We start from the raw sequence: 25239 nt of genomic DNA, 5'->3' as shown, positions 1-25239 counted from the left end.
GACTTCGGGCCGGACCGCTTCCGCCTAGTGCTGCCGCATATGGCTCATCGCCATCAGGTGCAGGCCATGGTTGAACATCCCGCGCTGTTCGACTGTGAGGAGATCGGCTGCATCCATCGCTGCCTGCAGCACGCGGCGCGACATCTGGTCCATCGACTGCATATTCCTGCTGCGCAGTACATCGAGCGAGGCGCGATCGATGGTCGGCACGAGCAGCATCCTGCTGATTTGCGCGTGACCATCGGTCATCTGCTGTTGGATCGGCTGGATATCATTGAAGCAGGACTGTGCGATTTCCGTGAGGCGCGCTTTCTGCTCCGGAGTTCCGTCTTCCAGTACGTGCGATACCAACCTGGCTATCTGTTTATCCGCCTTTGCCGGATCGAACTGCCATTTGCTGTGGCCGTGGCCTAGGTCGTGGCCAATGCCGGCGCCGCCGGCGATGGCGGCGGTGGCGCCAACGGCCGCGACGGCGGCAAAGGCCAGGGCGCTCCAGCCGCGACGCATTTTGGGCAGGTCTTTCATCTCTCATCTCCTCAAGGGTTGGTGGGCATGGCCACTTTAAGGAGCCCGGGTTTCGCTTCGATGCGTCCTGCGTAAAGTTTTGTAAATCTGCGACAAATGTAAGGGTTTGTAATGTCCGTCAACACACTGCTGAGTGAGCCCGTTTTCAGCTCAGTGACACAGGAAACAGTGCGCTACACAAGATCAACTAATAGTGAGGATTTAAAAATGAAAAAAGTCATCGCAACCATGATCGCCGGCCTGTTCGCAAGCGCCGCATTCGCACAACAAACTCCTGCCCCCGCCACCCCGGCGGTCCCGGAAGTAAAGGCTGAATTGAAGGCTGAGGTCAAAGCCGAAGTCAAACAGGAAGTGAAGCAGGAAGTCCAGAAACCTGCCGCTGAAAAGAAGTAATCATTAATTAGATAAACGATTTATACAATTTACTCCAAAGGACACGCACCATGAAAAATACCATCGCCACCCTGATCGCCGGCCTGTTCGCTACCGCTGCTTTCGCTACCACCCCGGTTGCCCCAGCCACCCCAGCGCCAGCAGCGGCGCCTGCGGCAGCCGTCGCAGCGACCGGCGCCAAGGCTGAAGCCAAAGCCGAAGCCAAGACCGAGGCAAAAGTCGAAAAGAAACCCGTGCACAAGGCAGCACACAAGAAGGCGGAAAAGCCTGTTGAAACCAAGTCTGAAGTGAAGGCGAGCACGGCTGCGACCACGGCCGCGGCGCCTGCACCGGCTGCATCCCCGGCCCCTGCCGCAGCTCCAGCAGCCAAGTAATCTTTACCAATCACGCAGCCCCTCATTCGACTTAAAGGACACATATCATGAAGAAGACCATCGCTACCCTGATCGCCGGCCTGTTCGCTACCGCTGCTTTCGCCACCACCCCGGTTGCCCCGGCCACTCCGGTGCCTGCAGCAGCCCCTGCGGCTGAAGCCAAGGCAGAAGCGAAAGCGGAAGTCAAATCCGAAGCGAAAGTCGAAAAAAAGACCACACAAAAGAGCACCAAGAAGGCTGAAAAGCCTGCTGAAACCAAGTCCGAAGTGAAGGCGAGCCCGGCCCCAGCCACGGCCGCGGCGCCTGCACCGGCAGCAGCTCCCGCAGCTGCCAAGTAATTCCCTCGTCCCCGGAAGGCCTCTTCGAGCACGAAGAGGCTTTTTTCATTCGCCCGTCATATCCCGAAAATACATTGATGAACCGTCCAACATCAATGAGGTTCCAATATGACGAATCCCGGCTATACCCGCAGGCGCTTTCTTACCCACACGGGAGCATTCACGGTCGGCACTGCAGCATTCGGCTTGACCGGATGCGGTTCTGGCTCATCTGCCGCGGCTCCCGCCATCATTGCGTCTGAATCGGAACGTCCCAAGCTGCCGTACGGCTTTCAGATCGGCGACATCGCCGATGGCCGTGCCATGGTGTGGGCCCGATCCGACCGCCCGGCACGCATGCGTGTGGAGTTCGATACGACTGAAAGCTTCCTCAATCCGCGGCAGGTGATTGGCCCGACAGCGACGGAAGCGAGCGATTTCACGAGCCGTATCGAGTTGGCCGGCCTGCCCTCCGGCGAACGGATCTTCCTGCGCGTGGCCTATGACAGTGCGACCGACCGCAAAATCGGTAGCGAACTCGTGACGGGCAGCTTCCGCACACTGCCGGCACCGGACAGCAAGCGTCCTGTGCGGTTTGTCTGGAGCGGCGACACCGCCGGCCAGGGCTGGGGCATCAACCCTGAGTTTGGCGGCATGAGGATCTACGAAGCAATGCGCAAGCGCCAGCCGGACTTCTTTGTCCACAGCGGAGACAATATCTACGCCGACGGCCCGATCAGCGCTGAGGTGAAGGCGGAGAATGGCCGCATCTGGAAGAACATTGTTATCCCGGAAGTCGCGAAGGTAGCCGAAACGCTCGACGAGTTCCGCGGCCGCTATCGTTACAACCTGATGGACGAGAATGTCCGCCGCTTCAACGCCGAAGTACCGCAGATCTGGCAGTGGGACGATCACGAGGTCACCAACAACTGGTCTGCCTCCAAGGACCTGGGCGGCGATACCCGCTACAACGAAAAGAATATCCAGACCCTGATCGCGCGCGGCAGGCAGGCTTTCCTGGAGTATGCCCCGATGCGCTGGGGCGACCAGCCCGAATCGCAGCGCGTCTACCGCCGCATTCCCTACGGCCCTTTGCTCGACGTATTTGTCCTCGACATGCGTTCCTACCGCGGCCCGAACAGCCACAACCTGCAAGCTGTGGAAAGCGACGCCAACGCCTTCCTGGGCGCGGCGCAGGTCAAGTGGCTCAAGGATTCGCTCTCGCAATCGACCGCAACGTGGAAGGTGATCGCCGCCGACATGCCGATCGGCCTGCACGTACCTGACGGCAAGGATGCCAGCGGCACGCCGCGCTGGGAAGCAATTGCCAACGGCAACGATGGCGTACCCTTGGGCCGAGAACTTGAAATGGCCGGCCTGCTGCGCGATATCAAGCCGATCAAGAATGTGGTGTGGATAACGGCCGACGTTCACTACTGCGCCGCGCACTATTACGATCCGGCGCTGGCCCGGTTCACCGACTTCGCGCCATTCTGGGAATTCGTGGCGGGGCCCCTGAATGCGGGCACTTTCGGCCCGAACGCCCTGGACGCCACATTTGGCCCGCAGGTCAAATTCCAGAAAGCCCCGCCCGCCGGGCAGGTCAATCTTTCGCCATTCGCCGGTTTCCAGTTCTTCGGTGAAGTCAATATTGACCCGCAAACGAAAGCGTTCACCATCGACCTCAGGGACCTCGAAGGCGTGTCGGTCTACTCCAACACCTTGCCTGCCGCTGCCTGAGGCAGCAGCTAACCGCGCAGTACGCGCTGCGCTGCGCGGTATCCCCACCAGGAGGCTTCCTCGAACACCGAAAAGCCGCTCAGATCCGAGTGCGCAAACAGCACCGGGCCGTCCGTCTCCCGCAGGGCCTTCAAGCCCGCATCGCTGCGGAAGCCCGGCACGGGCACCGCCATCGCATGTCCGCGCAGCGTGATATCCACACGCTCCACGCAGCGCTCGAACTGCGCACCATAGGCTGCTTTCAGGTCGACGCTCGCCAGCGCCAGCAGCTCCTCGCCATTCGCCGCAGTCATCCATTTACGGGCTTCGCGCGGATCGCGGTCCGCCAGCGCAACGTAGGTGGTGAAGACTGTTTTCTCCGGCGGCGCCACGCGGATGTCCTGGTGTGTCGAAACCACATAGCCCAGGCCTTTGGTGCCATGCACCACGTTATCCCAGGACAGCGGCACCGCCGGCAGCTCCTGTGGAAAACGCTTCATCAGGAAGTTCGCCACCATCCACGGCGCGTGGATTTGCCTGTGGACATCCGGCATGTTTTCCACAACCCGCGCCGCAACGTGCAGCGGCATGGCGCAAATGACACGCCGCGCGCGGATGGTGAACGTGCGCGCAACGCCGCCCTCCAGCGCAAAGCAAAGGGTCTCCACACCCCGGCCTGTTCCGCCGGCGCCATCCACGCGTACCCGCACCGCGCTTCCCGCCAGCCGCTTCGGCTGCGCCAGCCGCTCCATTCCGCTTGCCAGCGCCTGCAGCCCCTCCGGCCAGGTCAGCCAGGAGCCCTGGTCCGCGTTTTCCGCCTCGCCGCCGCGCCCACAGAAGTAATGCAGACCGGCCCAGGCAGACACCGCATCGACACCCGCACCATAATCGTCCCGGCAGCAGTAATCCATATACCAAAGCAGGGAAGGCGCCCGATAGCCATGCTGCGCAAGCCAGGCACCAAAGCTCATGCCATCGAGTTGCGCGGCCTGCGCATCCATCGACGAATGCTCGCTGGGGAAGGTGAACCTGCGCCGCCCGTCCGCCCCCACGGCACCGCGTAAGGCCTCGACCTGCGCAAAGAAGCGCTTATGCTCCGCCAGCTCGGCATCCGGCACGCCCTCATGCGGCACAACGCCTTCCTGCCAGGCGCCGTTGAACAGCAAGCGGTCCTCCGGCGCATGCAGCACAAAGCGCTCGTCGTAATAAGGTTTGCGCGAAGCCGCACCGCGCTGGATCACGCCCAGGTCCGCCAGCAATTCCCGCACGTGGGCGCATTCCTCGGTCGGCAGCGGCAGGTAGTGCGCCCCCGTCGGGTAGCCCAGCGTGCCGAATCGCCCACCGGCCGCATTGCCGTACGGTTCGGGCCCGTCGAGCATCAGGAAATCGCCGTGCCCCTGCTTTCGCAACTTCCAGGCCGCTGTCAGGGCAGCGACGCCGGAGCCAAGGATCAGCACGTCCGTCGACAAGGACTGCGAAGGAGCCGGCAAGGGTTTGCGGTCGCGCAGGAAATGCCCCTCCTCCCGCCCCGGTGCGTGCACGGCCGGTGTGATCTCCTGCCAGCGCAAATAGCCTGCCACGCTGGCAGCGGCAGTGGCGCCGCCGGCCGCGACCCAGGCCAGGAACGAACGGCGCAGCATCAGCGAATCACCCGGCGCCAGTCCTGCTCGAACTCATGCACCAGCGATTGGGTGTTGAGGCGGTTCGGCTCCATCGGCAGCGCTTTCATGTCGGGCGGGAAGGAAAACATCGCCTTCGTGGTATCCGCATTCAGGAATCGCATCGGCAGGCTGTACGACTCCGGCGGCCTGTAATCGAGCTGCGGCGAGGCCATGATGAAGCCCCATTCACCGAAGGAAGGCACGTACAGGTGATACGGCCAGGTGCGCATGCCTACTTCGCGCAGCGTCGCATTTACCGTCCAATAGGCATGCGGTGCAAAAAACGGTGAAGTCGCCTGTACCGACATGAGGCCATTGGCCGCAATATGCTTTTTCAGCACGCCGTAAAACGGCACCGAATACAGCTTGCCCAGCGCGAAGCTGGAAGGGTCGGGGAAATCGACGATCGCCGCATCGAACATTTCCTGGCTTTGCTGCAGCCAGATCGCCGCATCGGCGTTCACCACGGTCACGCGCTTGTCGCGCAAGGCGCCCTTGTTCAGCGCCACCAGCTCATCGCGCTGGGTGAAGGCCGCCGTCATGGCCGGGTCAAGGTCCACCAGCGTGACATGTTCCACCTGTGGATAACGCAAGACTTCACGCAGCGCCAGCCCATCCCCGCCGCCCAGGATCAGGACCCGCCTGGCCCAGGGCAGGGCCTGCATCACCGGATGCACCAGCGCTTCGTGGTAGCGGTACTCATCGCGCGAGGAGAACTGCAGGTTGCCGTTGATGTACAACCGCAGGTCGTCCTTCCACTTGGTGATGACCAGGCGCTGGTAGGGCGTGCTGGTCGAATACACGATCTCGTCGCCAAACAGCCCATGCTCACCCCAGCCGGTCAGCCGGTCAGCGCCGGCGAAGCCAACCACCAGCGCCAGCATCACCGCGCTGGCGCGCAGCAAACGGCCGGCTACGTTCGCAAGCTCTGTGCGGAAAACGTAGATTGTCCACAGGGCCACGGCGATATTCAGCATCCCGAACAGGAACCCGGTGCGCACCAGCCCAAGCTGCGGCGCCAGCACCAGCGGGAACAGCAGCGACACCGCCAGCGCCCCAAGGTAATCGAAGGTCAGCACCCGGCTGACCAGTTCACTGAATTCCGTCTGGCGCGAGTTCAGCGCGCGCATCACGAGCGGAATCTCCATGCCCACCATGAATCCCACCAGGAAAACCGTCGTATACAGCAATGTGCGGAAGGGCGCGGATGCCCACGCAAAAGTCATGAACAGCACAGCAGCCGACACGCCGCCGATCAGGCCCACCGCCAGTTCGATGTCGACGAAGCGCGCCAGCACGTCTTCATCCTTCACATACTTGGAAAAGTGCGCACCCACGCCCATCGCGAACAGGTAGCAGCCGATAATGGTGGAGAACTGCAGCACGGAATCGCCGAGCAGGTAGCTGGAAAGCGCCCCGGCGATTAATTCATAGGCAAGTCCGCAAGAAGCGACGACGAACACTGAAACAATGAGAATCTTTTTGGTCATTTGCGTGCTTTTGTTCTAATATGTTTCTTTTGGTACAAGCTTGTAACTTTAACCGGGGATCGACGTGAACGCCATCCTAAATTATTTGGTCCACTTGGCACTGGCCGCAGTATTGTTGGTTGTCTTCTTCAAAGCCTATACATGGATGACGCCATATAACGAAGTAAAACTTATCCGGCAGGGCAACCACGCCGCAGCCCTGTCGCTGGGCGGCGCCATGCTGGGCTTTTCGATGACTGTCGCATCGAGCATCCTGCATACCAACAACTGGCAGCAGTTCCTGGCCTGGGCCTTCGGCGCGATGATCGTGCAGGCGCTGGGCTATGCGGTCACCACGCGCTGCCTGAAAATGGCGCAAGACCAGATTGAAGCCGACAACAGCGCCTTCGGCGGCCTGCTCGGCACTATTTCGCTTTCCATCGGCGGCATCAATGCCGCCTGCATTTCCTAAGAGGTCACATCATGGGTATCGGCAGCTTTATCAAAAAGCAGTTTATCGACGTACTGCAGTGGAATGAAGACGCGGAAGGCGTACTGGCCTGGCGCTACCCGATGCAGGACTTCGAGATCCAGAACGGCGGCACGCTGGTTGTCCGTGAGTCGCAAATCGCGATTTTCGTCAACGAAGGCCAGATCGCCGACGTCTTCGGCCCAGGCACCCACAAGCTCACCACGCAGACCCTGCCGGTGCTGACCAACCTGAAGAACTGGGACAAGTTTTTCGACTCCCCGTTCAAGTCGGACGTCTATTTCTTCAGCACCCGCGTGCAAACCGGCCGCAAATGGGGCACGCCGCAGCCAATCACCATCCGCGACAAGGATTTCGACATGATCCGCGTGCGCGCCTTCGGCATGTATTCCTACCGCGTGACCGATCCGCGCAGGTTCTTCACCGAATTGAGCGGCACCCGCAGTATCTACACCCGCGACGACGTGGAAGACCAGTTGCGCGGCATCCTGCTGGCCTCCATGGCCAGCTCGCTGGGCGCTTCGCAGATCGCCTTCCTCGACATGGCCGCCAACCAGGCCCTGATGGCGCAGGAAGTCAAAGGCGGCCTGGCCGACGCGTTCGCGCGCTACGGCATCGGCCTGGATGAATTCAACGTGGCCAGCGTCAGCCTGCCGGAAGAACTGCAAGCGGCGCTGGACGAGCGTATCTCCGCCGGCATGAAGGGCGGCATGGGCGCCGACAAGATGGCCGGCTACACCAAGTTCCAGGTGGCGCAATCGATCCCGCTGGCAGCCGGCAACGAAGGCGGCCTGGCCGGCATTGGCGCGGGTCTCGGCGCCGGACTGACCGTCGGCCAGGTGATGGGCCAGGCCATGGGCCAGGCGCTGAATCCTGGCGCCGCCCCGGCTACGGCGGCAGCGCCGGCCGCCCCCGCCGCACCAGCGCAGGAATCGATCGAAGACCGCCTCGGCAAGCTGAAAGCCCTGCTGGACAAGGGCCTGATCTCGCCAGCCGATTACGACGCCACCAAGGCTGAACTGCTCAAGAAACTGATCGGATAAGCCAGGCCGCATGCAAACTGTTTCCTGCCCTAGCTGCGGCGCAGAGGTACACTTCCGCTCGCATGCCTCCGTCATGGCGGTGTGCGAGTACTGCAACACGCGCGTACTGAAGGAAGCCGGCGCGGTCAAAGACCTGGGCAAGATTTCCTCTGTACTGGAGGATTATTCCCCGATCCAGATCGGCACCAGCGGCATGCTGGGCGGCCGCAATTTCAATGTGGTCGGCCGCATCCAGCTCAAGTACGACGCCGGCATCTGGAACGAGTGGTATATCGTCTTCGAAGACGCCGCCAGCGGCTGGCTGGGCGATGCCTCTGGCCAGTACACGGTAACCACCCTGCGCAAACCCGACACGCAGCTACCTGCCTTCGAGGACATCGTCCCCGGCAAACCTTACCAGCTTGTTGGCGCGCGCTATATGTCGGCCGACGTCAGGACCGCGCAATGCATCGGCGGCCAGGGCGAACTGCCGTTCAAGGTAGGCGACGGCTGGGAGGCGAAAGTTGCCGACTTCCGGCGCGGCGACCATTTCATCACCCTCGATTATTCCGAGGGAGGGACGCCGCAGATGTACACCGGCGTCTCGGTCACGCTGCAAGGCATGCAATGCCAGTTGCTGCGCGATGTGGACGAAATCCAGCGTACCACCGGGCGTTACCGCGGCAAGCTCGATGCGCTGGACTGCCCGAATTGCGGCACCCAGATCAAATACCTGCCCGGCCTGACGGCAAGCCTGGTCTGCCAGTCCTGCCGCACCGAAATCGACGCCGCCAGCCCGAAGGCCCAGGTCGTCGCCATCGGCCAACGGCACGAGAAGGAGTATTTCACCTTGCCGCTGGGCGCCAGCGGCAAGCTGGGTAACCAGGACTTCACCGTCATCGGCGTGATGCGGCGGGCCGACGACGAAGGCAACGGCTGGACCGAATACCTGCTGTACGGCAGCCGAAACGGCTTTACCTGGCTGGTCGAAACCGAGGATGGCTGGTCGCGCGCCAACGTCATGGACCAATGGCCGGAAGCCCAGGTGCTCGATTCGCAGACGGTCACTTTCGACAAGGCCCAATACAGCAAGCTGTATGACTATAACTCCGTCGTTACCTATGCGGCAGGCGCCTTCAACTGGCGCGTATCAGTGGGCGACCATACCCACGTCTACGAATACAAGCGCCAGCAGGTAACGCTTTCTGCCGAACTTACGAGCACCGAGCTTGGCTGGTCGCGCTCCACCCCGGTCGCCTGGGACCAGCTCAAGGCCTGGTTCGGCGATGCGGTCAAGGGAGAAGTAAAAGCCAGCGCCGCCGTTGGCCAGGATTTCAGCAAGAACCGCTATACGCGCTCGGCCAAGAACTGGATCATCGGCATCCTGGCGCTGAATGCAATTCCGATGCTGTTCAACTTCGGCAGTACCTTCAGCATCACTTTCATCGCCGCCCTTGCGCTCTACCTGCCGGCGCTGGTACTGGACGCACTCGACGACCAAAATAAAAAATGAACAAATTCTTCGGCTACGCCCTGATGGTGGCCATATTCAGCGTCATCACAAGCTGGGCTAACTTTGTCAGCGGGCCTTCATCGAGCAGCGGCTACCGCGGCAGCAGCTGGTCTTCCAGCTCCGGCAGCTGGGGCAGCGGCGGTGGCGGCGGAGGCCATAAGTGAGCATTCACCAACCTAGCGGCACGCACCTGCTGGCCGATATGTCCGGCATCGAACCGGGGCTGCTGGCCGATTGCACAAGAATCGAGCAACTGCTGCGCGGCGCGGCGGCGGCAGCCGGCGCCCAGGTGCTGCACAGCCACTTCCACAGCTTCGGCACCGGGCTGGGCGTGACCGGCGTGGTACTGCTGGCGGAATCCCATATCTCGGTCCACACCTGGCCGGAAAACGGCTTTGCGGCCGCCGACATCTTCATGTGCGGCGCGGCCCAGCCGCATCTGGCGCTGGACGTGATCGAGGAAGCGCTGCAGCCCGAGTATTCCGAAGTCCGCACCGTCGACCGCCAGCCACCGCATTGACTTGCCACGCCGCCGGTGCGACACTGGCGGCTTTCCCACCAACCTGACAGGAGATTTGCCATGCGTTCGTTTGATCTTGCCCTCCTGTCGGCTGCCTGACCTTCAGCGTTTGAGCTAGAGCGCCCGGCCGGGCGCCGACTTTTCCAGACCATTCCTGCTTGCCACGCCATGCGTGGCTGGCCGTGTTCACCCATGGAAAACGCTCATCATGATCGACTTCGACTACGAAGCTTTACGCAGCATCGGACTTAACAACACCATCATCTCGCGCCTGGCCGAAGCAGGCGCCGCAACGCCCGGCGGCCGCCTGTGCCGCATTACCGAGTACCAGCGCGACCGCATCACCCTGCATGACGGCAGTGCAGAATTCCACGCACGCGCCCTGCCGCGCCTGCTGGCCGAAACGGCGCTTTGCGTTGGCGACTGGGTCATCGCCGAAACCAACCCGCTAAACGAGGTGTGGATAAACCGCCGCTTATCCCCAATGAACCAGTTTGCCCGCGCCGATGCGCCGCCAATCGCCAGCAACATCGATACGGCACTGCTGGTCATGGGCCTGGACGGCGACTTCAACCTGCGCCGTCTCGAACGCTACCTGGCGCTGGCCGCGGCCGCCGAAGTCACGCCCCTGGTCGTCCTCAGCAAGCCGGATCTCTGCACCGACAAGGACAAGCTGGTGGCCGCCCTGATGGAACGCCTCCCTTCGCGCACCCAGTTCCTGCTGGTGAACGGTACCGACCCGGAATCCGTGGCGCAACTGGAACCCTGGCTGGGTGCCGGACAAACCATCTGCCTGCTGGGTTCTTCGGGTACGGGCAAATCCACCTTGACCAACGCCCTGGCCGGCGCGGCACAGGAAACCGGCGGCGTGCGGCGCTCTGATCATCGCGGCAGGCATACGACCACCGCGCGCTCGATGCACTTATGCCCGTCCGGCGCCTGCATCATCGACACGCCGGGTTTGCGCTGCCTGAGTCCGGAATCCTTGTCTTCGGCCTTCGACGATATCGAATCGCTGGCGGCAGGCTGCCAGTTTCGGGATTGCCGGCACGAAGGAGAACCCGGCTGCGCGGTGCTTGGCCATGTCGACCCCGACCGCCTGCACAACTTTCACAAGCTGCAGCGCGAAGTACGGCGCAACCAGCAAACCGCGCTGGAACGCATTGCCGAACGGCAGAAATGGAAATCCCTGATGAAGTCGGCCGCGGCACGCAGCCGGCAGAAGCGGAGCTAGGTTTCCCGAACGGTGGCCTCGATGTTATTGCCATCGAGGTCAATAATGAAGGCGCTGTAGAAGTTCGCATCGCTGACGCGTGGACCTGGCGGGCCGTTGTCTTCGGCCCCCAGGTCGATCGCCGCATAATAGAAAGCATTCACCGCCGCCCGGTCCGGCGCGGTAAAGGCCAAATGGATGGGACTGCGCGCAGGCTCGTGCCCGTTTTCCCAATAGCTGGGAATCTCGGCCCCTACCCACAGGAAGGGATGGCCGGAAGCCGCGGCATAAATGGCCCAGTCCAGGTCGGTCGCCGTGCGTCGGATCCCCAGCGGCGCCAGGCACGCATCATACAGCGCCGCGCTTCGCACGAAATCCGATACAACGATGCCCAGATGGTGGATCATATCTGCCTCCCATCGCTACTTGTAGATCAAGACTAACACTGCATCAGGCCGGGTGGCGCACCACTCAGCCAGCCGGTCGGGTAAACTGTCGGGACGAAAAACAAGAGGTTTTACACCATGCGCAAAGCCGCGCCACTCGCCCTGCTGCTCGCCCTTTCCGGCTGCGGCGATACCTATACGCCCGGGCCGCTGTACCAGGCCACCTCCCCCGACTGCAGCACCCCGGTTGACGCCGATACCTTTGAACTTCCGCGCGGGATTACCGTCGCCGCCACGACGGTCCTGCCGCAAGCAGCTGAAGGCGGAATGGAAATCGGCGTCAACTACATGCTTCCCCGCACGACCCAGGTGCACTTTGCCACGGCCCACTTCCAGGTCAGCCAGCCAAAGGGCCCACTGATTGAAAACGCGACTGTGCTGAGCGTGTACCAGCGCCCGACCAATGGCAAACCCGAGTTAGTGGAAATCGTCAACGGCGTGCCACTGGCCCTGTTTGCAGTTGGCACCAGCGACCACACCCAGTTCCGCTACCGCCTGATCATCAAGGGCAAGATGCCAAAGCGCTTCGACCTGACCCCGCCCGATGTCATCATCGGCCAGAAGCGCTACGTTTCCCGTACCTTCACCTACCGCTGGTTCGAGGACAAGCAAGCCTTCGGCATGTGCCGCTGACAGCACCCCGCGCACGATTGAAATCTCTCTTGCGTGCAACTTATTTCTGAGATGTAATGGCGATCCGTATGCTTATTGAAAATGCAACGCCATGCTGGATCGCCTTTCACAAGACACGCGGCTGCTGCGGCTGACCGCGCCGTCCGACTTATTGCCTGAATGCGTACGCGGTGAAGAGGCCATCGGCAAGCCCTACTCTTTCGAGATTTCGGCCCTCTCTACCGACGCATCAATTCCACTCAAGTCCTTGATTGGGCAGCCAATTTTGCTGGAACTGCTCACCGCGGCCGGCACCCAGGCCTTGCGCCCCTTCCACGGCCACGTGACCGCCGCCGAACTCTGCGGGTCAAACGGTGGACTCGCACGCTACAAGCTCCGCCTGGAGCCATGGACCGCCTTCCTCGCACAAAACCGCGACAGCCGCGTGTTCCAGGACCTCTCCGTCTGCGACATCCTCGACGCCGTACTGGGCAGCTGGCAGGGCCAGGGCAAGCTGGTGCCGGAGTGGCGCTTCGAGCTGGCCGACCGCAGCATCTACCCCAAGCGCAGCCTGTGCACCCAATACCAGGAAAGCGACTGGGCCTTCGCCGAACGCCTGATGGCCGAAGAAGGCCTGTTTTATTATTACGAACATCGTAGCGATGGCCACGTGCTGGTGATTGCCGACCACAATTCCGCTTTCCGCCCTAACGAACAAGCGAGCGTGCGGTTTACCCAGGCCGGCGCCGTCATGCGAGAAGACAGCATGGACCGCTGGCGCATGCAGGCCAGCCTGCTGACCAGCGAGGTATCCCTGCAAAGCTGGGACTATCGCACGCTGGACCAGCGCAAGGTCAGCGCCAGCGGCAAGGCAACTGGCGATATCTCGTTAACGGCCCATGACATACCTGGCGCCTACAGCTACGCCAACCGTGAACATGGACAGCGCCTGGCCGACCGCCGGCTGGAAGCACTCGATGTCGCACGCAGATCCATGACTGGCGCCGGCACCGTGCGCACGATGTCGCCAGCCACCACCTTCACGCTGCAAGGCGAACCGGCCAGCGGCGGCAGCGGCGAATACATCGTCACCCGTGTGCTGCACCTGATGCACAACAACCTGGCGGCGGAGACCCGCTCGTCGATCCAGCAGAGGATTGGCATCGCACCACTGCAGCTGCTGAACGACACCGAAATGGCCGACAGCCTGCATGCCGTCGGCAAAGCCATCGCCGAGCGCCCGCTCTACCGCAACCGCATCGACGCCATCGACGCCGCGCTGCCCTACCGCAGCAACGCCGAATGGAAGCGCCCCCTCGTGCAAGGCCAGCAGACCGCCATCGTGGTCGGCGCGGCCGGCACACCAGTCCATACGGACCGCGACCACCGGGTAAAAGTGCAGTTCCACTGGCAGCGCGGCCAAAACAGCCATAGCCGCCTGTCCCCCGCCCTGCAAGCCGGCGACACCGGCGCCCCGGCCGACGACAGCGCCGGTACCTGGGTGCGCGTCGCCACCCCGCTGGCCCCGATTGCTGGCGCCAACTGGGGCAGCAACACCCTGCCGCGCGTAGGCCAGGAAGTGCTGGTGGATTTCCTGGAAGGCGACATCGACCGCCCAGTCATCATCGGCGCCTTGTATAACGGCGACGGCCAGGCCGACGCCCAGCACAACAAAGTGGCTAGCGGAACAGGCGCCGCCACCGGCAACGCACCCGCCTGGTTCCCCGGCGAAGCGGGCGGCCACGCCCATCCCGCCGCCCTGTCCGGCCTGAAAAGCCAGGCCATGCAAAGCAGCCAGTCCGGTACCGGCGCCTACAGCCAACTGGTATTCGACGACTCGCCAGGCCAATCCCGCATTGGCCTGCAGCGCCACGCCAAACCGCACCAGGGCACAGCCGAGCTGAACCTGGGCCACCTGCGCCACCAGAGCGACAACCAGCGCCTGCATACCGCCGGCTTTGGCGCGGAGCTGAAGACCGAGCATGCGTTGGCGCTACGCGCCGGCCGCGGCCTGCTGCTAACCAGCCATGCTGCCCGGGGCGCAAGTGGCCAGACGCTGGACTCCCGCCAGGCGAATTCCCAGGTCGACGCCGCACACCAACAGCAGCAGGCACTCGCCGAACAGGCAAAGACCCACAAGGCCGACTTACCGAAAGAACTCGCGGCCGAGCAAATGCCTGCAATCGCCGGCATGAACCAGACATCGGAAGTGCTTCAAGCGCGCAGCGGTGATGGCGTGACCGCCTTCGCCAGGCCGCTGCTGCAGGTGGACAGCCCATCCGGCATCGTCACGGCGACGCCTGCCAACAGCATACTGGCCGCCAGCGCGACCAGCAGCATCTCCGCCGGCCAGGATATCAACCAAGCCGCGCAAGCCAACTTGATGCACGCAGCGGGTGCCGGCATCAGCCTGTTCACCTATGGCAAAGCAAACGCCAAGGAAAAGCCAAACCAGGAAACCGGACTGCACCTGCATGCAGCCAGCGGCAAGTACAGCAGCCAAAGCCAGGACGGCACAACCTTGCTGACCGCCGATAAAGCGGTAACCGTTGCCAGCACCAGCGCCGAAGTAAACATCGCCGCCAAGCAGCACGTCCTGCTCACCACGCAAGGCGCAGCGATCCGCATTGAAGGCGGAAATATCACGCTGAATGCTCCCGGCAAGGTGGAATTCAAGGCCAGCACGAAGGAGCTGAGCGGCCCTGGCAACAGCGAGGCTTCACTGCCAGCGCTGCCCAAGGCAGACCAGGCCAACAATTTCCTGGAGCTGAATTACCGCTGGGACGATATGCAACCGATGGTTGGCGCCCCGTACAAGGTGACATTCGCCGACGGCACCAGCCGCGAAGGCAAACTCGATTCGAAAGGTTTTGCGCGCCTCGAGGGCATCCCGAACAGCATGGCCACCGTGGTCTATGGTGAAGACGAACGCGATGCGAAGCCGCGTAAGCAACGCAAGCCGAACGCAGTGTACGGTATGAAGGCAACCACGCAAGAGGAAGCCGAAGCCATCCTCGCCAAGTACATCGAGCAAGAAGAAGCCTATCTAAAGGATAACTACTTCCCCGACGAGATCGAAGCGATGATCGCCGCGGCCGAAGGTGACGGCGAGATGGACGCTGAATTCCACTACGACGATTACCGCTACGAGAACGAGGATGCGGAAGATGCGCCTCTCGAACTGAGTTATCGGGATCTGCACGATAACGAACAAGGCAACGAAGAAGGAGAAGAAGCATGAGCGCGGCAACCCAAGTCTCCCATGCGAATGTCGCCCGCGTCGTCCGCAAGGTCGACGACGACATGGGTACATGGCTGAAGGACCTGGTTACCGGCACCGGCTCATCGCCATCGCACATCATCGTCACCGGCATACTGGGCGTGGTGCCTGGCGTTGGACAGGCGATGGACGCGCGCGACATGATCCTCGCCATTATCCAGATCGCCAAGACGCCGGCTGCCGTTGGCGGCTGGGTCGAGCTGGTGATCACGCTGGTTGGCTGTGTACCGGCAGTGGGCGACTCGCTCAAGGTCGGCTTCAAGCTGATGACCAAAGGGCACAACTTCGGCCGCGTGCTGGAGAGGGTATCCCCTACGCTGCGCGGCAACGTCGAAAAATACATGCGCAAGATCGACTGGGCCGACCTCGCGAAGGATAGCAAAGGCCTGTTCGGCAAAACCATTGCGGCATTTATCGACGGTCTGGATAGCTGGGTAGTCAAAACCATCGGCGGCCGCAAAGAAGTACAAATGGTGATCGACGAGCTGAACGCTCTGAAGAAGAACGGCGACAAGATGATCGACGCCGCCTTCAAGGAACTGCGGGAAATGCATTCCAAAATGATGGGGCATCAGCTGGCGGGCAGTACCGCAGCCGTGAGCGCAACCACCAGCCGCGCCGTCAAGCATGAAGTTCCGGCTGCAGCAGCGTCAACGGCAGCCAAAAAAACCGCCGCCCAGGGACAGAAGAAAGAGGCGAAGGTCGTCGCGAAGAAAAGCCAGGACGTCAAAAACAACTCCACGCCGCCGAACACCACCAAAGTGGACAAGAAAAAGGCTGCTAAACCTAAGAAGCAGAAATGGAGCACTGGTGTACCTGCTGAGCACATCACCGATTACTTCGTGAAACACAAGCACGTCACGTTCGAAAAGGTGAACAATAACGGCAAGCTAACCGAAGAATACACCTTGCCGCACAATGGCCTGGACCATCTGTGGTCGAACCGGCCCAATTTACTTAAGCCATTCGTTGTCGGCGAGACTAAATCAAGCATTTTTGATTCGTTGACGCTGATTGCAGCGCTCCCTGCCGACCTTAAAGAAAAGTTCAATACACTACGTGCTTCCGAGGCGAAGGTCCGTACCGACAACGACAAGCCCAACATCTTCCACAACGAAGGTCGAGATGCGCACGCGAATCAAAGCGTCGCAATTGGCGAAACAAAGGAAGATGAAGATGCAGTTAAGAGAGGCGTAAATAAACCCGGCGTCGATAAAGACGGTAAGCCAACTGGATTAGCCACCCAAATGAGTCACAAGTGGATAGCACGGTCGCTTCAAAGTGAACAATTAACAGGATCCGGGCGACGAATTAAGCCACTTGTTGAGCAATTTCAGCTTGGCTTTGAGGACTGTCCATATCAACGCTGGATCTCACTAGTCACGGGCAGACAGCTGCACAAACACCAGCAGTCTAAAGGTGCCAACCATGAGGTGCAGTTAGTACTGCACTTACCTGACAATATCCTTGATGCATAAAATGATAAGAGTACTGACACCAAATGAATTTCAAGACCAGCGGCGAGAGAAGCTTATAGGATATGACTTCTATTGCGAACGAGCTAGCGATCTTGCCTCGATGATCCCCCGCGCCCAACAGAACCTTGCTGATCCCGAATGGATTGCGGCGAAGACTGAAGGGCGAGTCATGCTAGCGGCATCCGGATGCGCTGACCTTTCCGTAGATTTGCTTACGCTAAGCTATTCAGCGGGAGCAAATCTTGCGGACCTTCGCGCATTTTATCCATTCGTCTTCGATACTTGGCTGGTGAATGAAAAGTTTCATTTGGCCTATCGCGAAAGCGCAGCGGGTGCGTCGTCGACAACCGCGACATATGCACTTATTGGCGACGACTTTGAGATTGTAAACCGCATGGTTTGCTTCACAATCTTGCTTGGATGGGGACATCTTTTGCCAGATTTGGCACGCATCATTGATTTCAACAATCCGAGAATGGACGGCATGCTTGAACGGTTGCTGTCTTATTACGTTTCTGACCGAGATACATCTATTTCTGAATGTACGCGCCATCTGCCTTACTTTAAAACTCTAAAGATATTCAATGGATCCGAAGCGGAACGTTCCCAATTAATGGCTGAGTACCTCGAAGATTGGTACGTCGCCAGCCGACGCGAACCCTATTTCGACTCGCATACCCGTGACACATCCTTCAAGGGCTATTGGTCATGGGAAGCTGCAGCTATCACTTTCCTACTGGACATCGATGACAGCAGTTATCGAACTGCCGAGTTCTATCCTGCCGATTTGGTCGATTTTGCACGTCGCGCGAAACTCGACAACGCATCCGGCGACAAGCTAAGTGCTCAAGCAAACGAGCTCCGTATGAAGGCAGGCGTCGCCTGTCCAAAAGCCGGCACGTGGCAGTCGATCGATGTTCCTTCTACGACCAAAGTGTTTAGTGAAGGCGAGATCGCTCCAGACCTGGGCTCCCGCTATGGCCTAACCGTTTGGCGCTACACAGGCTGAGATTGATGATTCGAGTATTGACAGCGGAGGATTTCCAACTCCGCAAACGCGAGAAGTTGTTGGAGTATGAGATTTATGAGGAAGAAGCGTCAGATCTTGCTTCGCTAATTCCGGACAGCCGGCGCAATCTTTCAGACCCGAAGTGGCTTGCGAGTAAAGACGATGGGATGAAGTTGCTTGCGGGCTCTGGGCTCGCAAGATTTTCACTTGATCTTTTGACGTTGAGTTATTCCGCCGGGTCAAGCTTGGCCGAACTTCAAGTGTGCTATCCCGCTGTTGTAGACGCATGGCTCATACACGAAAAGTATCACCTGGACTATGGGCTTAGCGATCAAGGCGCCAGTTCAACGGCCGCCACCTACGCACTACTCGGAGACGCCTTTCACTCCGTGAATCGGATGGTCTGTTTTGGCCTCTTGCTGGGTTGGGGCGAACACCTGTTTCACGTGGCTCGCATAATCGAGTACAAAAACCCACGCATGGATGCCTTGATCGAGCACTTGCTCTCTTACTACGTTCCCAATCGCGACACTTCACTTGCCAAGTGCACTCGAAATCAACCCTACTCGAAGGCGCTCAAGATCTTCAACGCGCAGCCAGATGCCCGACCTGATTTAATGGCCGAGTATCTCAAAGACTGGTACGTTGCCAGTCGTCGTGAACCGTACTACGACTCACATAATCGATACACATCATTCAGAGGGTACTGGTCGTGGGAAGCTGCCGCTATCACCTTCCTATTGGACATCGACGACAGCAGTTATCGAACCTCAGAGTTCTACCCGGCAGACCTGGTCGACTTTGCGCGCCTCAGCAGAACTGAGGCGCGGGTACAGGACGAGTGATTCAAGTGCAGGGAATCGCCGCACCGTGAATGGCTCGGGCTGATGGGCTGCACAGGTACAGGATCACATCGGCCAATGCTTCTGGCGTGACCCATTTGCTGCGGTCGGCATTGGGCATTGAGGCACGGTTATCCGGGGTATCGATGGTGCCGGGAAGGACGCAGTTCACGTTGACGCCCTGTCCGCGAAGCTCGGCAGACATCGATTCGGTCAGGCGTATCACCACGTCCTTGCTGGCGCAGTAGGCACCCATATTCGCGAGGCCCTGCCGCGCGGAGCCGGAGGCGATGTTGACGATCTTGCCGCCCTGCCCGTCCAGCATGCCAGGCACCACAGCGGCGATCGCATTGCGCAGGCTGCGCACATTCAGGTCAAACAGTTCATCCCATTGGGCATCGGTGGTCGCATGCACCGGTGTTCCCATTGCGAAGCCGCCGGCGATATTGCAGAGGGCATCGATGCGGCCGAAGCGCTCGGCGCCAGCGCGTGCGGCTGCGGCGACTGATGATGCATCGCGCAGGTCGGCAACGGCCAGCATACGGCGCTCGCTGGCCGGCCCGCAAGCCGCTTCCAGCCGCGCTGTATCCCGGCCTATCAGGACGGTGTTGGCGCCTGCGGCGTCGAAGGCTCGCGCAACAGCGCTGCCAAGGGCGCCCGCAGCGCCGGTGATGAAGATGGTGGTCATTGCGTTTCCCTCTTTCGACAGTTTCTTGATTCTACATTTGCCTGAAATGGTGCAGGTAGCTGCGGCTTACTGGTAGCGATTCGCTACGGCCATGCAGGTGGAGTTCGGCCGTTTCGTTCATGCCGCGCACCATCTCACGAACGTACTTCAGGTTGACGATCACCGAGCGGTGGGTTTGCACAAACCGCGCAGGGTCCAATTCCTCGGTCAGTTCCCGGATGCTTTTCCTTATCAGCGCTTCACCTTCGTCCCAGGCGACGAGGGTATATTTTTCTTCTGCGCGAATGTAGGCTACCTGGTCGACAGGGATAAGGCGAACGCTGGAGCCGACGGAAGCCTTGATCCATTGCAGCCACGCACGTGCTGGCTGTTTGCCCATTGCTTGCGCAACGCGGCCGAGCGCCAATTCCAATGCGGCGTGGTCGATCTGGCTATGCGCCACCCTCTGCTTCAAACGTCCGACAGTGTCGGCCAGGCGTTCCGGGTCGAGCGGCTTGACCAGGTAGTCAATGGCGCCCTGTTCGAACGCCTGGACTGCGTACTGCTCGAATGCCGTGACAAAAACCAGGTGGGCGCGGCGCGCCAGACCCCGCGCTGCCTCGATTCCGTTCAAGCCAGGCATCTGGATGTCGAGGAACACCACATCCGGTTGGTGGACTTCGAACAGCTCGAGCACCTCGTGTCCGTTGCGTGCCTCGTCGAGGATGTTCAACTCGGGCCAGATGCGCTGCAGTTGCGCGCGCAGGTGTTGGCGCAGCAATGGTTCATCGTCGGCGATCAGGGCGGTGATGGCATGCATTCGGTTTCCCTTGCGGTGAAATGGCATTCGGCGCGCAGGCCGTGCGGCGCGACCTCATGCAGGTCAAGCCGCGCCGTGTCGCCAAAGGTGGCCCTCAGGCGCGTGCGTACATTGGCGAGGCCAGCCCCCGGCGCGGCCGATTCCGGCATGCCGGCGCCGGTGTCTGCCACCCAGACTTTAACGGTGCCAGTGGCGCTGTCGCGCGCGGCGCCGATGTCGATCCGTCCGCCGTCGGTGGTGGGGTCGATTCCGTGGCGCACGGCGTTCTCAACCAGCGTCAGCAAGGCCATCGCGGGGAAGCGCAGTTCGGCCAGTCCTGGTGCGACCGATAGCGCGTATTCGAGCCTGTCGGGCATGCGCATTCGCATCAGCGCCAGGTAGGCCTCGACCAGCTGCAGCTCTCGGCCCAGGGTAGCGTCTGCGTCGGCCAGATGCTGGCCTGCCGCGCGCAAGTAATTGATCAAGTGGCGCAGCACTGGTGCTGCATTGGGTGAACCTGTTTCGACCAGGGCCTGGATATTTGCCAGCGTATTGAACAGGAAGTGCGGCTCGATCTGCGCCTGCAAGAGGCGCAGGCGCGCATCGAGCAGGCTGCGTTCCAAGGCGTCTTTCTCGCTCGCAGCCCGCGCGCGTTCGGCCCGTTCGCGAGCCACGCGCTCGAAGCGCAGTGCAATCGACGCAGAAGTGAGGCCACAGATCCAGGAGACGAGCGTCAGGACGACGAAGGCACCCGCGCCCTCCACCTTTTCCAGGTATCTCCCGACGTTCGGCCATTCCGCGACGATGAAAGTGATCATCGAAGCTACTGGCGCCAGCAGCGCAATGGCCAGCAGGCGCACTGCCGCGTGGCGCCGCACAGTGCCATAAAACACGAACAGGAATACAGCGCCAATAAAGCCGATGCGTGCGAACACCGGCAGGAAGGCTGTGGAAAACAGTGCCTTTAATCCCCAGGACAATTGCAGCGCGATAAACAGGGCAACGGCTGCCTGCCGAAGTGTCGGGAGTCGGCGCGGCAGGATACTTGCCGAGATGGCGGGGCTATTGGGCATGCAAGCAAGATAATCGCTTCGCGTTCGTGATTCAACCCCTGCAAACCGTCATTCGTCGCAGGATTCCCCCTTCGCGGTTTCACAGCCGCACGCGCGCGTCTAAGGTGGAGCAGTCAACTTAACCCGAAAAGGACCCACCATGACAACTGCTGCATCCACAACCGTCCCGTCCCTGCGCCGAGCCAGTCCCGAACAGGCATTGAAGCTTGCGACTGCCTTCTGGTTCGCCGTGACCACGATTGGCCAATTGCTGTTCGTGCTGTACATCCTGGGCTTTCATGGCCGCGCGATAGTGCAAGGCCACCCGGAAGCCGTGAACAAGGTACTGCCAAAGGGCTTCGTGCCGGGCGATTCGCTGGGGAACGCTGCGCTGTTCATGCACCTTGCGTTTGCGGTAGTGATTATCGGCGGCGGATTGCTGCAACTGGTGCCGCAACTGCGCAGCGCAGCGCCTCGTCTGCACCGCTGGAACGGGCGCGTTTACGTGACGCTTGCTGTTGTTTCGAGCCTTGCTGGGATGCTGATGATGGTCACGCGCGGAACGGTCGGCGGCGCCGCCATGCATGCCGGAATGACTATCGACGCGCTGCTGGTGCTGGCGTTTGCGTTCATGACGGTGCGCGAGGCGCGTGCGAGGCGCTTCGACAGCCATCGCCGCTGGGCACTGCGGCTGTTCATGGCCGTCAGCGCGGTGTGGTTCTTTCGTATCGGCCTGATGGGATGGCTGGTCATCAACGGCGGGCCGGTTGGATTTGATCCGGTTGCTTTCCGCGGCTCTTTCCTCGACGTGCTGGCGTTTGCGCAATACCTGCTGCCGCTGGCGGTGCTCGAGCTCTACTTCCGCACACAAGCCAGCCGCATCAGCCTGGCCAGACCCGCCATGGCGGCGACGCTGTTGGTGGCGACAGTAGCGATGGGCGTCGGAATCTTTGGTGCGGCGATGGGAATGTGGCTGCCGCACATGCAATAAAAAAAGGCAGCCGAAGCTGCCTTTCCATTGCTGCGGGAAAAAGGGATTAGCCCTTAACCTTGCGCAGTTTTGCGATTGCTGCCAGCTGGCCGATAGCCGCTGCCAGTTCCGCTTGTGCTTTCGCGTAGTCGATGCCGGTCTTGTTGTTGGCCATGGATTCTTCCGCCAGTTTCTTGGCGGCTTCTGCCTTGGCTTCATCCAGGTCATGACCACGGATCGCGGTGTCAGCCAGGACCGTCACAGCGTTTGGCTGCACTTCCAGCAGGCCGCCGGCGACGAAGACGAACTCTTCTTCTGCCTGGCCTGGAACCTGGATGCGCACCGCGCCCGGACGGATACGGGTGATCAGCGGGGTGTGCTTAGGGTAGATACCCAGCTCGCCCTGCTCGCCCGGCAACGCCACGAAAGTCGCTTCGCCCGAGAAGATCTGCTCTTCGGCCGAAACCACATCAACGTGAATAGTGTTTGCCATGTTTATCCTCTGTAGCTATAGCGGCCCCGTTACGAGGCCGCTACGACAATCGAATTAGCCCAGTTTCTTGGCTTTTTCGATGGCTTCTTCGATGGTACCAACCATGTAGAAGGCCTGTTCTGGCAGGTGGTCCAGTTCGCCGGAAGCGATCATCTTGAAGCCCTTGATCGTGTCTTTCAGCGAAACGTACTTACCTGGGGAACCGGTAAACACTTCAGCAACGTGGAACGGCTGGGACAGGAAACGCTGCATCTTACGTGCGCGAGCAACGACCAGCTTGTCTTCCGGAGCCAGTTCGTCCATACCCAGAATCGCGATGATGTCACGCAGTTCTTTGTAGCGCTGCAGGGTGCCCTGTACGGCACGTGCGGTGTTGTAGTGCTCTTCGCCCACAACCAGCGGGTCCAGCTGGCGGGAGGTCGAATCCAGTGGGTCAACTGCAGGGTAGATACCCAGGGCAGCGATGTCACGGGACAGAACGACGGTCGAGTCCAGGTGGCCGAAGGTGGTTGCTGGGGATGGGTCGGTCAAGTCGTCCGCTGGAACGTAGACGGCCTGGATCGAGGTGATCGAACCGGTCTTGGTGGAGGTAATACGCTCCTGCAGACGGCCCATCTCTTCAGCCAGGGTAGGCTGGTAACCCACTGCGGAAGGCATACGGCCCAGCAGTGCGGAAACTTCGGTACCGGCCAGGGTGAAGCGGTAGATGTTGTCCACGAAGAACAGAACGTCACGGCCTTCGTCACGGAAGGACTCAGCGATGGTCAGGCCGGTCAGCGCCACGCGCAGACGGTTGCCAGGAGGTTCGTTCATCTGGCCGTAAACCATCGCCACTTTGGAATTGGCTGGGTTTTCCAGGTCAACCACTTTGGCGTCAGCCATTTCGTGGTAGAAGTCGTTACCTTCACGGGTACGCTCACCAACACCGGCGAACACGGACAGACCCGAGTGCGCTTTAGCGATGTTGTTGATCAGTTCCATCATGTTCACGGTCTTGCCCACACCTGCACCGCCGAACAGACCAACCTTACCACCCTTAGCGAATGGGCAGACCAGGTCAATCACCTTGATGCCGGTTTCCAGCAGGTCTTGGGATGGGGACAGTTCGTCGTAAGCAGGAGCCACGCGGTGGATCGAAGCGGTTTGCTCGTGGGAGACAGGGCCGCATTCGTCGATCGGGTTGCCCAGCACGTCCATAATACGGCCCAGGGTAGCTTTACCCACTGGTACCATGATTGGTTTGCCGGTGTTCTGGATGGTCATGCCGCGACGCAGACCGTCGGAAGAGCCCAGTGCAATGGTACGGACCACGCCGTCACCCAACTGCTGTTGCACTTCCAGGGTCAGCTCGGAGCCTTCCATTTTCAGCGCGTCAAAAACCTTAGGCATCGCGTTGCGTGGGAACTCAACGTCCACCACAGCGCCGATACACTGAACGATTTTGCCATCAGCCATGTTCGTTCCTTCAAATATAGTTAAATTCGTTTAAACCGCTGCCGCACCGGCGACGATTTCAGACAGTTCTTTGGTAATTGCAGCCTGGCGGGTCTTGTTGTAGACCAGCTTCAGCTCGCCGATCACATTACCGGCGTTATCCGATGCGGCTTTCATCGCCACCATACGGGCCGATTGCTCGGACGCCAGGTTTTCTGCAACGGCCTGGTACACCAGCGCTTCAATGTAGCGCTCCAGCAGTTCGTCGATGACGGAAGCAGCGTCCGGCTCGTAGATGTAGTCCCAGTTGTGGGAATGCTCATCGGCCTTCATCTTGTCCGCGGTCAGCGGCAGCAGCTGCTCGACCATCGGCTCTTGCTTCATCGTGTTGATGAACTTGGTGTAGCACAGGTAAACGGCGTCCAGTTTGCCTTCCTGGAATTTCTCCAGCATCACTTGCACTGGGCCGATCAGCTTTTCCAGGTGCGGCGTATCGCCGATCTGGGTAGCTTGTGCGACCACCGGTACACCGATGCGGTTCAGGAAGCCCAAACCTTTGTTACCAATTGCGACTGCTTCAATCTTGTTGCCCGCAGCTTCCAGCTCTTTGGTCTTGTTGGTCACCATACGCAGAACGTTGGTGTTCATACCACCGCACAGACCCTTGTCGGTCGTCACGATGATAAAGCCCACAGCCTTGGCTTCCGTACCGGCTTCAGCCAGGAACGGGTGCGTGTACTCGGGGTTGGCATTCGCCAGGTTCGCAGCGATATTACGAATCTTGTCACTGTAGGGACGGGCGGCGCGCATACGATCCTGCGCTTTACGCATTTTCGATGCGGCGACCATTTCCATCGCCTTGGTGATCTTCTTCGTATTCTCTACGCTCTTGATCTTGCCACGTATCTCTTTTCCTACTGCCATGATCCTTCTCCTTTGCG

Annotated in this window: 26 protein-coding genes; 16 read left to right on the top strand and 10 right to left on the bottom strand. The window is 60.5% G+C overall.

Annotation, left to right across the window (positions count from 1 at the left end):
- Positions 1-24: 24 nt before the first annotated feature.
- A complete protein-coding gene (locus tag ACWBU6_RS01980; protein WP_452647214.1) occupies positions 25-525 on the bottom strand; it encodes a Spy/CpxP family protein refolding chaperone in 501 nt (166 codons plus the stop codon).
- A gap of 111 nt (positions 526-636) precedes the next feature.
- On the opposite strand from ACWBU6_RS01980, the gene ACWBU6_RS01975 reads away from it, so the two are divergent.
- From ACWBU6_RS01975 to ACWBU6_RS01960, 4 genes are all read left to right on the top strand, one after another.
- The gene (locus ACWBU6_RS01975) at positions 637-918 is read left to right on the top strand and encodes a hypothetical protein (RefSeq protein ID WP_452647213.1); all 282 of its coding nucleotides are present in this window, start codon (positions 637-639) and stop codon (positions 916-918) included.
- A 50-nt stretch (positions 919-968) separates the two neighbouring features.
- Entirely contained in the window at positions 969-1292 is a 324-nt protein-coding gene (locus tag ACWBU6_RS01970) for a hypothetical protein (RefSeq protein WP_452647212.1), read from the top strand.
- 47 nt (positions 1293-1339) lie between these two features.
- Positions 1340-1630, top strand: a complete 291-nt coding sequence (locus ACWBU6_RS01965; RefSeq protein ID WP_452647211.1) for a hypothetical protein — start codon at positions 1340-1342, stop codon at positions 1628-1630.
- Positions 1631-1738: 108 nt separating this feature from the next.
- Positions 1739-3349 (top strand): alkaline phosphatase D family protein, encoded by a 1611-nt coding sequence (locus ACWBU6_RS01960; RefSeq protein ID WP_452647210.1) that lies wholly within the window; start codon positions 1739-1741, stop codon positions 3347-3349.
- 8 nt (positions 3350-3357) lie between these two features.
- On the opposite strand, the gene ACWBU6_RS01955 is transcribed toward ACWBU6_RS01960, so the two are convergent.
- Both ACWBU6_RS01955 and ACWBU6_RS01950 read right to left on the bottom strand, forming a co-directional pair.
- A complete protein-coding gene (locus ACWBU6_RS01955; RefSeq protein WP_452647209.1) occupies positions 3358-4968 on the bottom strand; it encodes an NAD(P)-binding protein in 1611 nt (536 codons plus the stop codon).
- The gene (locus ACWBU6_RS01950) at positions 4968-6479 is read right to left on the bottom strand and encodes a polyamine aminopropyltransferase (protein ID WP_452647208.1); all 1512 of its coding nucleotides are present in this window, start codon (positions 6477-6479) and stop codon (positions 4968-4970) included. The genes ACWBU6_RS01955 and ACWBU6_RS01950 overlap by 1 nt, the downstream gene beginning before the upstream one ends.
- 64 nt (positions 6480-6543) lie before the next feature.
- Between ACWBU6_RS01950 and ACWBU6_RS01945 the strand changes: the two genes are divergently transcribed.
- The 6 genes from ACWBU6_RS01945 to rsgA all read left to right on the top strand — a co-directional run bounded on the left by ACWBU6_RS01945 (position 6544) and on the right by rsgA (position 11237).
- Complete coding sequence (locus tag ACWBU6_RS01945) at positions 6544-6930, top strand: DUF350 domain-containing protein (protein WP_452647207.1); 387 nt, start codon at positions 6544-6546, stop codon at positions 6928-6930.
- An 11-nt stretch (positions 6931-6941) separates the two neighbouring features.
- Positions 6942-7991 (top strand): SPFH domain-containing protein, encoded by a 1050-nt coding sequence (locus ACWBU6_RS01940; RefSeq protein WP_452647206.1) that lies wholly within the window; start codon positions 6942-6944, stop codon positions 7989-7991.
- A 10-nt stretch (positions 7992-8001) separates the two neighbouring features.
- Complete coding sequence (locus ACWBU6_RS01935; protein ID WP_452647205.1) at positions 8002-9483, top strand: DUF4178 domain-containing protein; 1482 nt, start codon at positions 8002-8004, stop codon at positions 9481-9483.
- Positions 9480-9647 (top strand): hypothetical protein, encoded by a 168-nt coding sequence (locus tag ACWBU6_RS01930; RefSeq protein ID WP_452647204.1) that lies wholly within the window; start codon positions 9480-9482, stop codon positions 9645-9647. The genes ACWBU6_RS01935 and ACWBU6_RS01930 overlap by 4 nt, the downstream gene beginning before the upstream one ends.
- Complete coding sequence (gene speD, locus ACWBU6_RS01925; protein WP_452647203.1) at positions 9644-10003, top strand: adenosylmethionine decarboxylase; 360 nt, start codon at positions 9644-9646, stop codon at positions 10001-10003. The genes ACWBU6_RS01930 and speD overlap by 4 nt, the downstream gene beginning before the upstream one ends.
- Positions 10004-10211: 208 nt before the next feature.
- Positions 10212-11237 carry a ribosome small subunit-dependent GTPase A gene (gene rsgA / locus ACWBU6_RS01920; protein WP_452647202.1) on the top strand — a complete coding sequence of 342 codons (1026 nt, stop codon included), beginning with the start codon at positions 10212-10214 and terminating at the stop codon, positions 11235-11237.
- On the opposite strand, the gene ACWBU6_RS01915 is transcribed toward rsgA, so the two are convergent.
- Positions 11234-11623 carry a VOC family protein gene (locus ACWBU6_RS01915; RefSeq protein WP_452647201.1) on the bottom strand — a complete coding sequence of 130 codons (390 nt, stop codon included), beginning with the start codon at positions 11621-11623 and terminating at the stop codon, positions 11234-11236. The genes rsgA and ACWBU6_RS01915 overlap by 4 nt on opposite strands.
- A 117-nt stretch (positions 11624-11740) precedes the next feature.
- Here ACWBU6_RS01915 and ACWBU6_RS01910 point away from each other — a divergent pair, with 117 nt between their 5' ends.
- The 5 genes from ACWBU6_RS01910 to ACWBU6_RS01890 all read left to right on the top strand — a co-directional run bounded on the left by ACWBU6_RS01910 (position 11741) and on the right by ACWBU6_RS01890 (position 18886).
- On the top strand, positions 11741-12295 hold the full coding sequence (locus ACWBU6_RS01910; protein ID WP_452647200.1) for a hypothetical protein: 555 nt from the start codon (positions 11741-11743) through the stop codon (positions 12293-12295).
- A gap of 91 nt (positions 12296-12386) precedes the next feature.
- Positions 12387-15515 (top strand): type VI secretion system Vgr family protein, encoded by a 3129-nt coding sequence (locus ACWBU6_RS01905; RefSeq protein ID WP_452647199.1) that lies wholly within the window; start codon positions 12387-12389, stop codon positions 15513-15515.
- Positions 15512-17032 (top strand): hypothetical protein, encoded by a 1521-nt coding sequence (locus ACWBU6_RS01900; RefSeq protein ID WP_452647198.1) that lies wholly within the window; start codon positions 15512-15514, stop codon positions 17030-17032. Before ACWBU6_RS01905 ends, ACWBU6_RS01900 begins: the two co-directional genes overlap by 4 nt.
- A gap of 1 nt (position 17033) precedes the next feature.
- Positions 17034-18041, top strand: coding sequence for a PoNe immunity protein domain-containing protein (locus tag ACWBU6_RS01895; RefSeq protein WP_452647197.1), 1008 nt, complete (start codon positions 17034-17036; stop codon positions 18039-18041).
- Positions 18042-18046: 5 nt separating this feature from the next.
- Positions 18047-18886 carry a PoNe immunity protein domain-containing protein gene (locus ACWBU6_RS01890; RefSeq protein ID WP_452647196.1) on the top strand — a complete coding sequence of 280 codons (840 nt, stop codon included), beginning with the start codon at positions 18047-18049 and terminating at the stop codon, positions 18884-18886.
- 1 nt (position 18887) lies between these two features.
- Here ACWBU6_RS01890 and ACWBU6_RS01885 read toward each other — a convergent pair whose 3' ends face one another.
- The 3 genes from ACWBU6_RS01885 to ACWBU6_RS01875 are packed head-to-tail and all read right to left on the bottom strand — an operon-like array spanning position 18888 to position 21422.
- The gene (locus ACWBU6_RS01885; RefSeq protein ID WP_452647195.1) at positions 18888-19571 is read right to left on the bottom strand and encodes an SDR family NAD(P)-dependent oxidoreductase; all 684 of its coding nucleotides are present in this window, start codon (positions 19569-19571) and stop codon (positions 18888-18890) included.
- Between the two features lie 31 nt (positions 19572-19602).
- The gene (locus ACWBU6_RS01880; protein WP_452647194.1) at positions 19603-20370 is read right to left on the bottom strand and encodes a LytR/AlgR family response regulator transcription factor; all 768 of its coding nucleotides are present in this window, start codon (positions 20368-20370) and stop codon (positions 19603-19605) included.
- The gene (locus ACWBU6_RS01875; RefSeq protein WP_452647193.1) at positions 20349-21422 is read right to left on the bottom strand and encodes a sensor histidine kinase; all 1074 of its coding nucleotides are present in this window, start codon (positions 21420-21422) and stop codon (positions 20349-20351) included. The genes ACWBU6_RS01880 and ACWBU6_RS01875 overlap by 22 nt, the downstream gene beginning before the upstream one ends.
- A 139-nt stretch (positions 21423-21561) precedes the next feature.
- Between ACWBU6_RS01875 and ACWBU6_RS01870 the strand changes: the two genes are divergently transcribed.
- Positions 21562-22392: a DUF2306 domain-containing protein gene (locus tag ACWBU6_RS01870; protein ID WP_452647192.1), complete on the top strand. Its 831-nt coding sequence runs from the start codon at positions 21562-21564 to the stop codon at positions 22390-22392.
- A 46-nt stretch (positions 22393-22438) separates the two neighbouring features.
- On the opposite strand, the gene ACWBU6_RS01865 is transcribed toward ACWBU6_RS01870, so the two are convergent.
- From ACWBU6_RS01865 to atpG, 3 genes are read right to left on the bottom strand one after another with little or no spacing between them, the layout of a single operon-like run.
- Positions 22439-22864 carry a F0F1 ATP synthase subunit epsilon gene (locus tag ACWBU6_RS01865; protein WP_452647191.1) on the bottom strand — a complete coding sequence of 142 codons (426 nt, stop codon included), beginning with the start codon at positions 22862-22864 and terminating at the stop codon, positions 22439-22441.
- Positions 22865-22918: 54 nt separating this feature from the next.
- On the bottom strand, positions 22919-24319 hold the full coding sequence (gene atpD, locus ACWBU6_RS01860) for a F0F1 ATP synthase subunit beta (RefSeq protein ID WP_374583112.1): 1401 nt from the start codon (positions 24317-24319) through the stop codon (positions 22919-22921).
- Between the two features lie 30 nt (positions 24320-24349).
- A complete protein-coding gene (gene atpG / locus ACWBU6_RS01855; RefSeq protein ID WP_452647190.1) occupies positions 24350-25222 on the bottom strand; it encodes a F0F1 ATP synthase subunit gamma in 873 nt (290 codons plus the stop codon).
- Positions 25223-25239 lie beyond the last annotated feature (17 nt).

The organism is Pseudoduganella sp. HUAS MS19 (assembly GCF_053615455.1).
The sequence above is the reverse complement of the archived record's forward strand: the minus strand, read 5'-3'. Positions and strand labels throughout refer to the sequence as shown.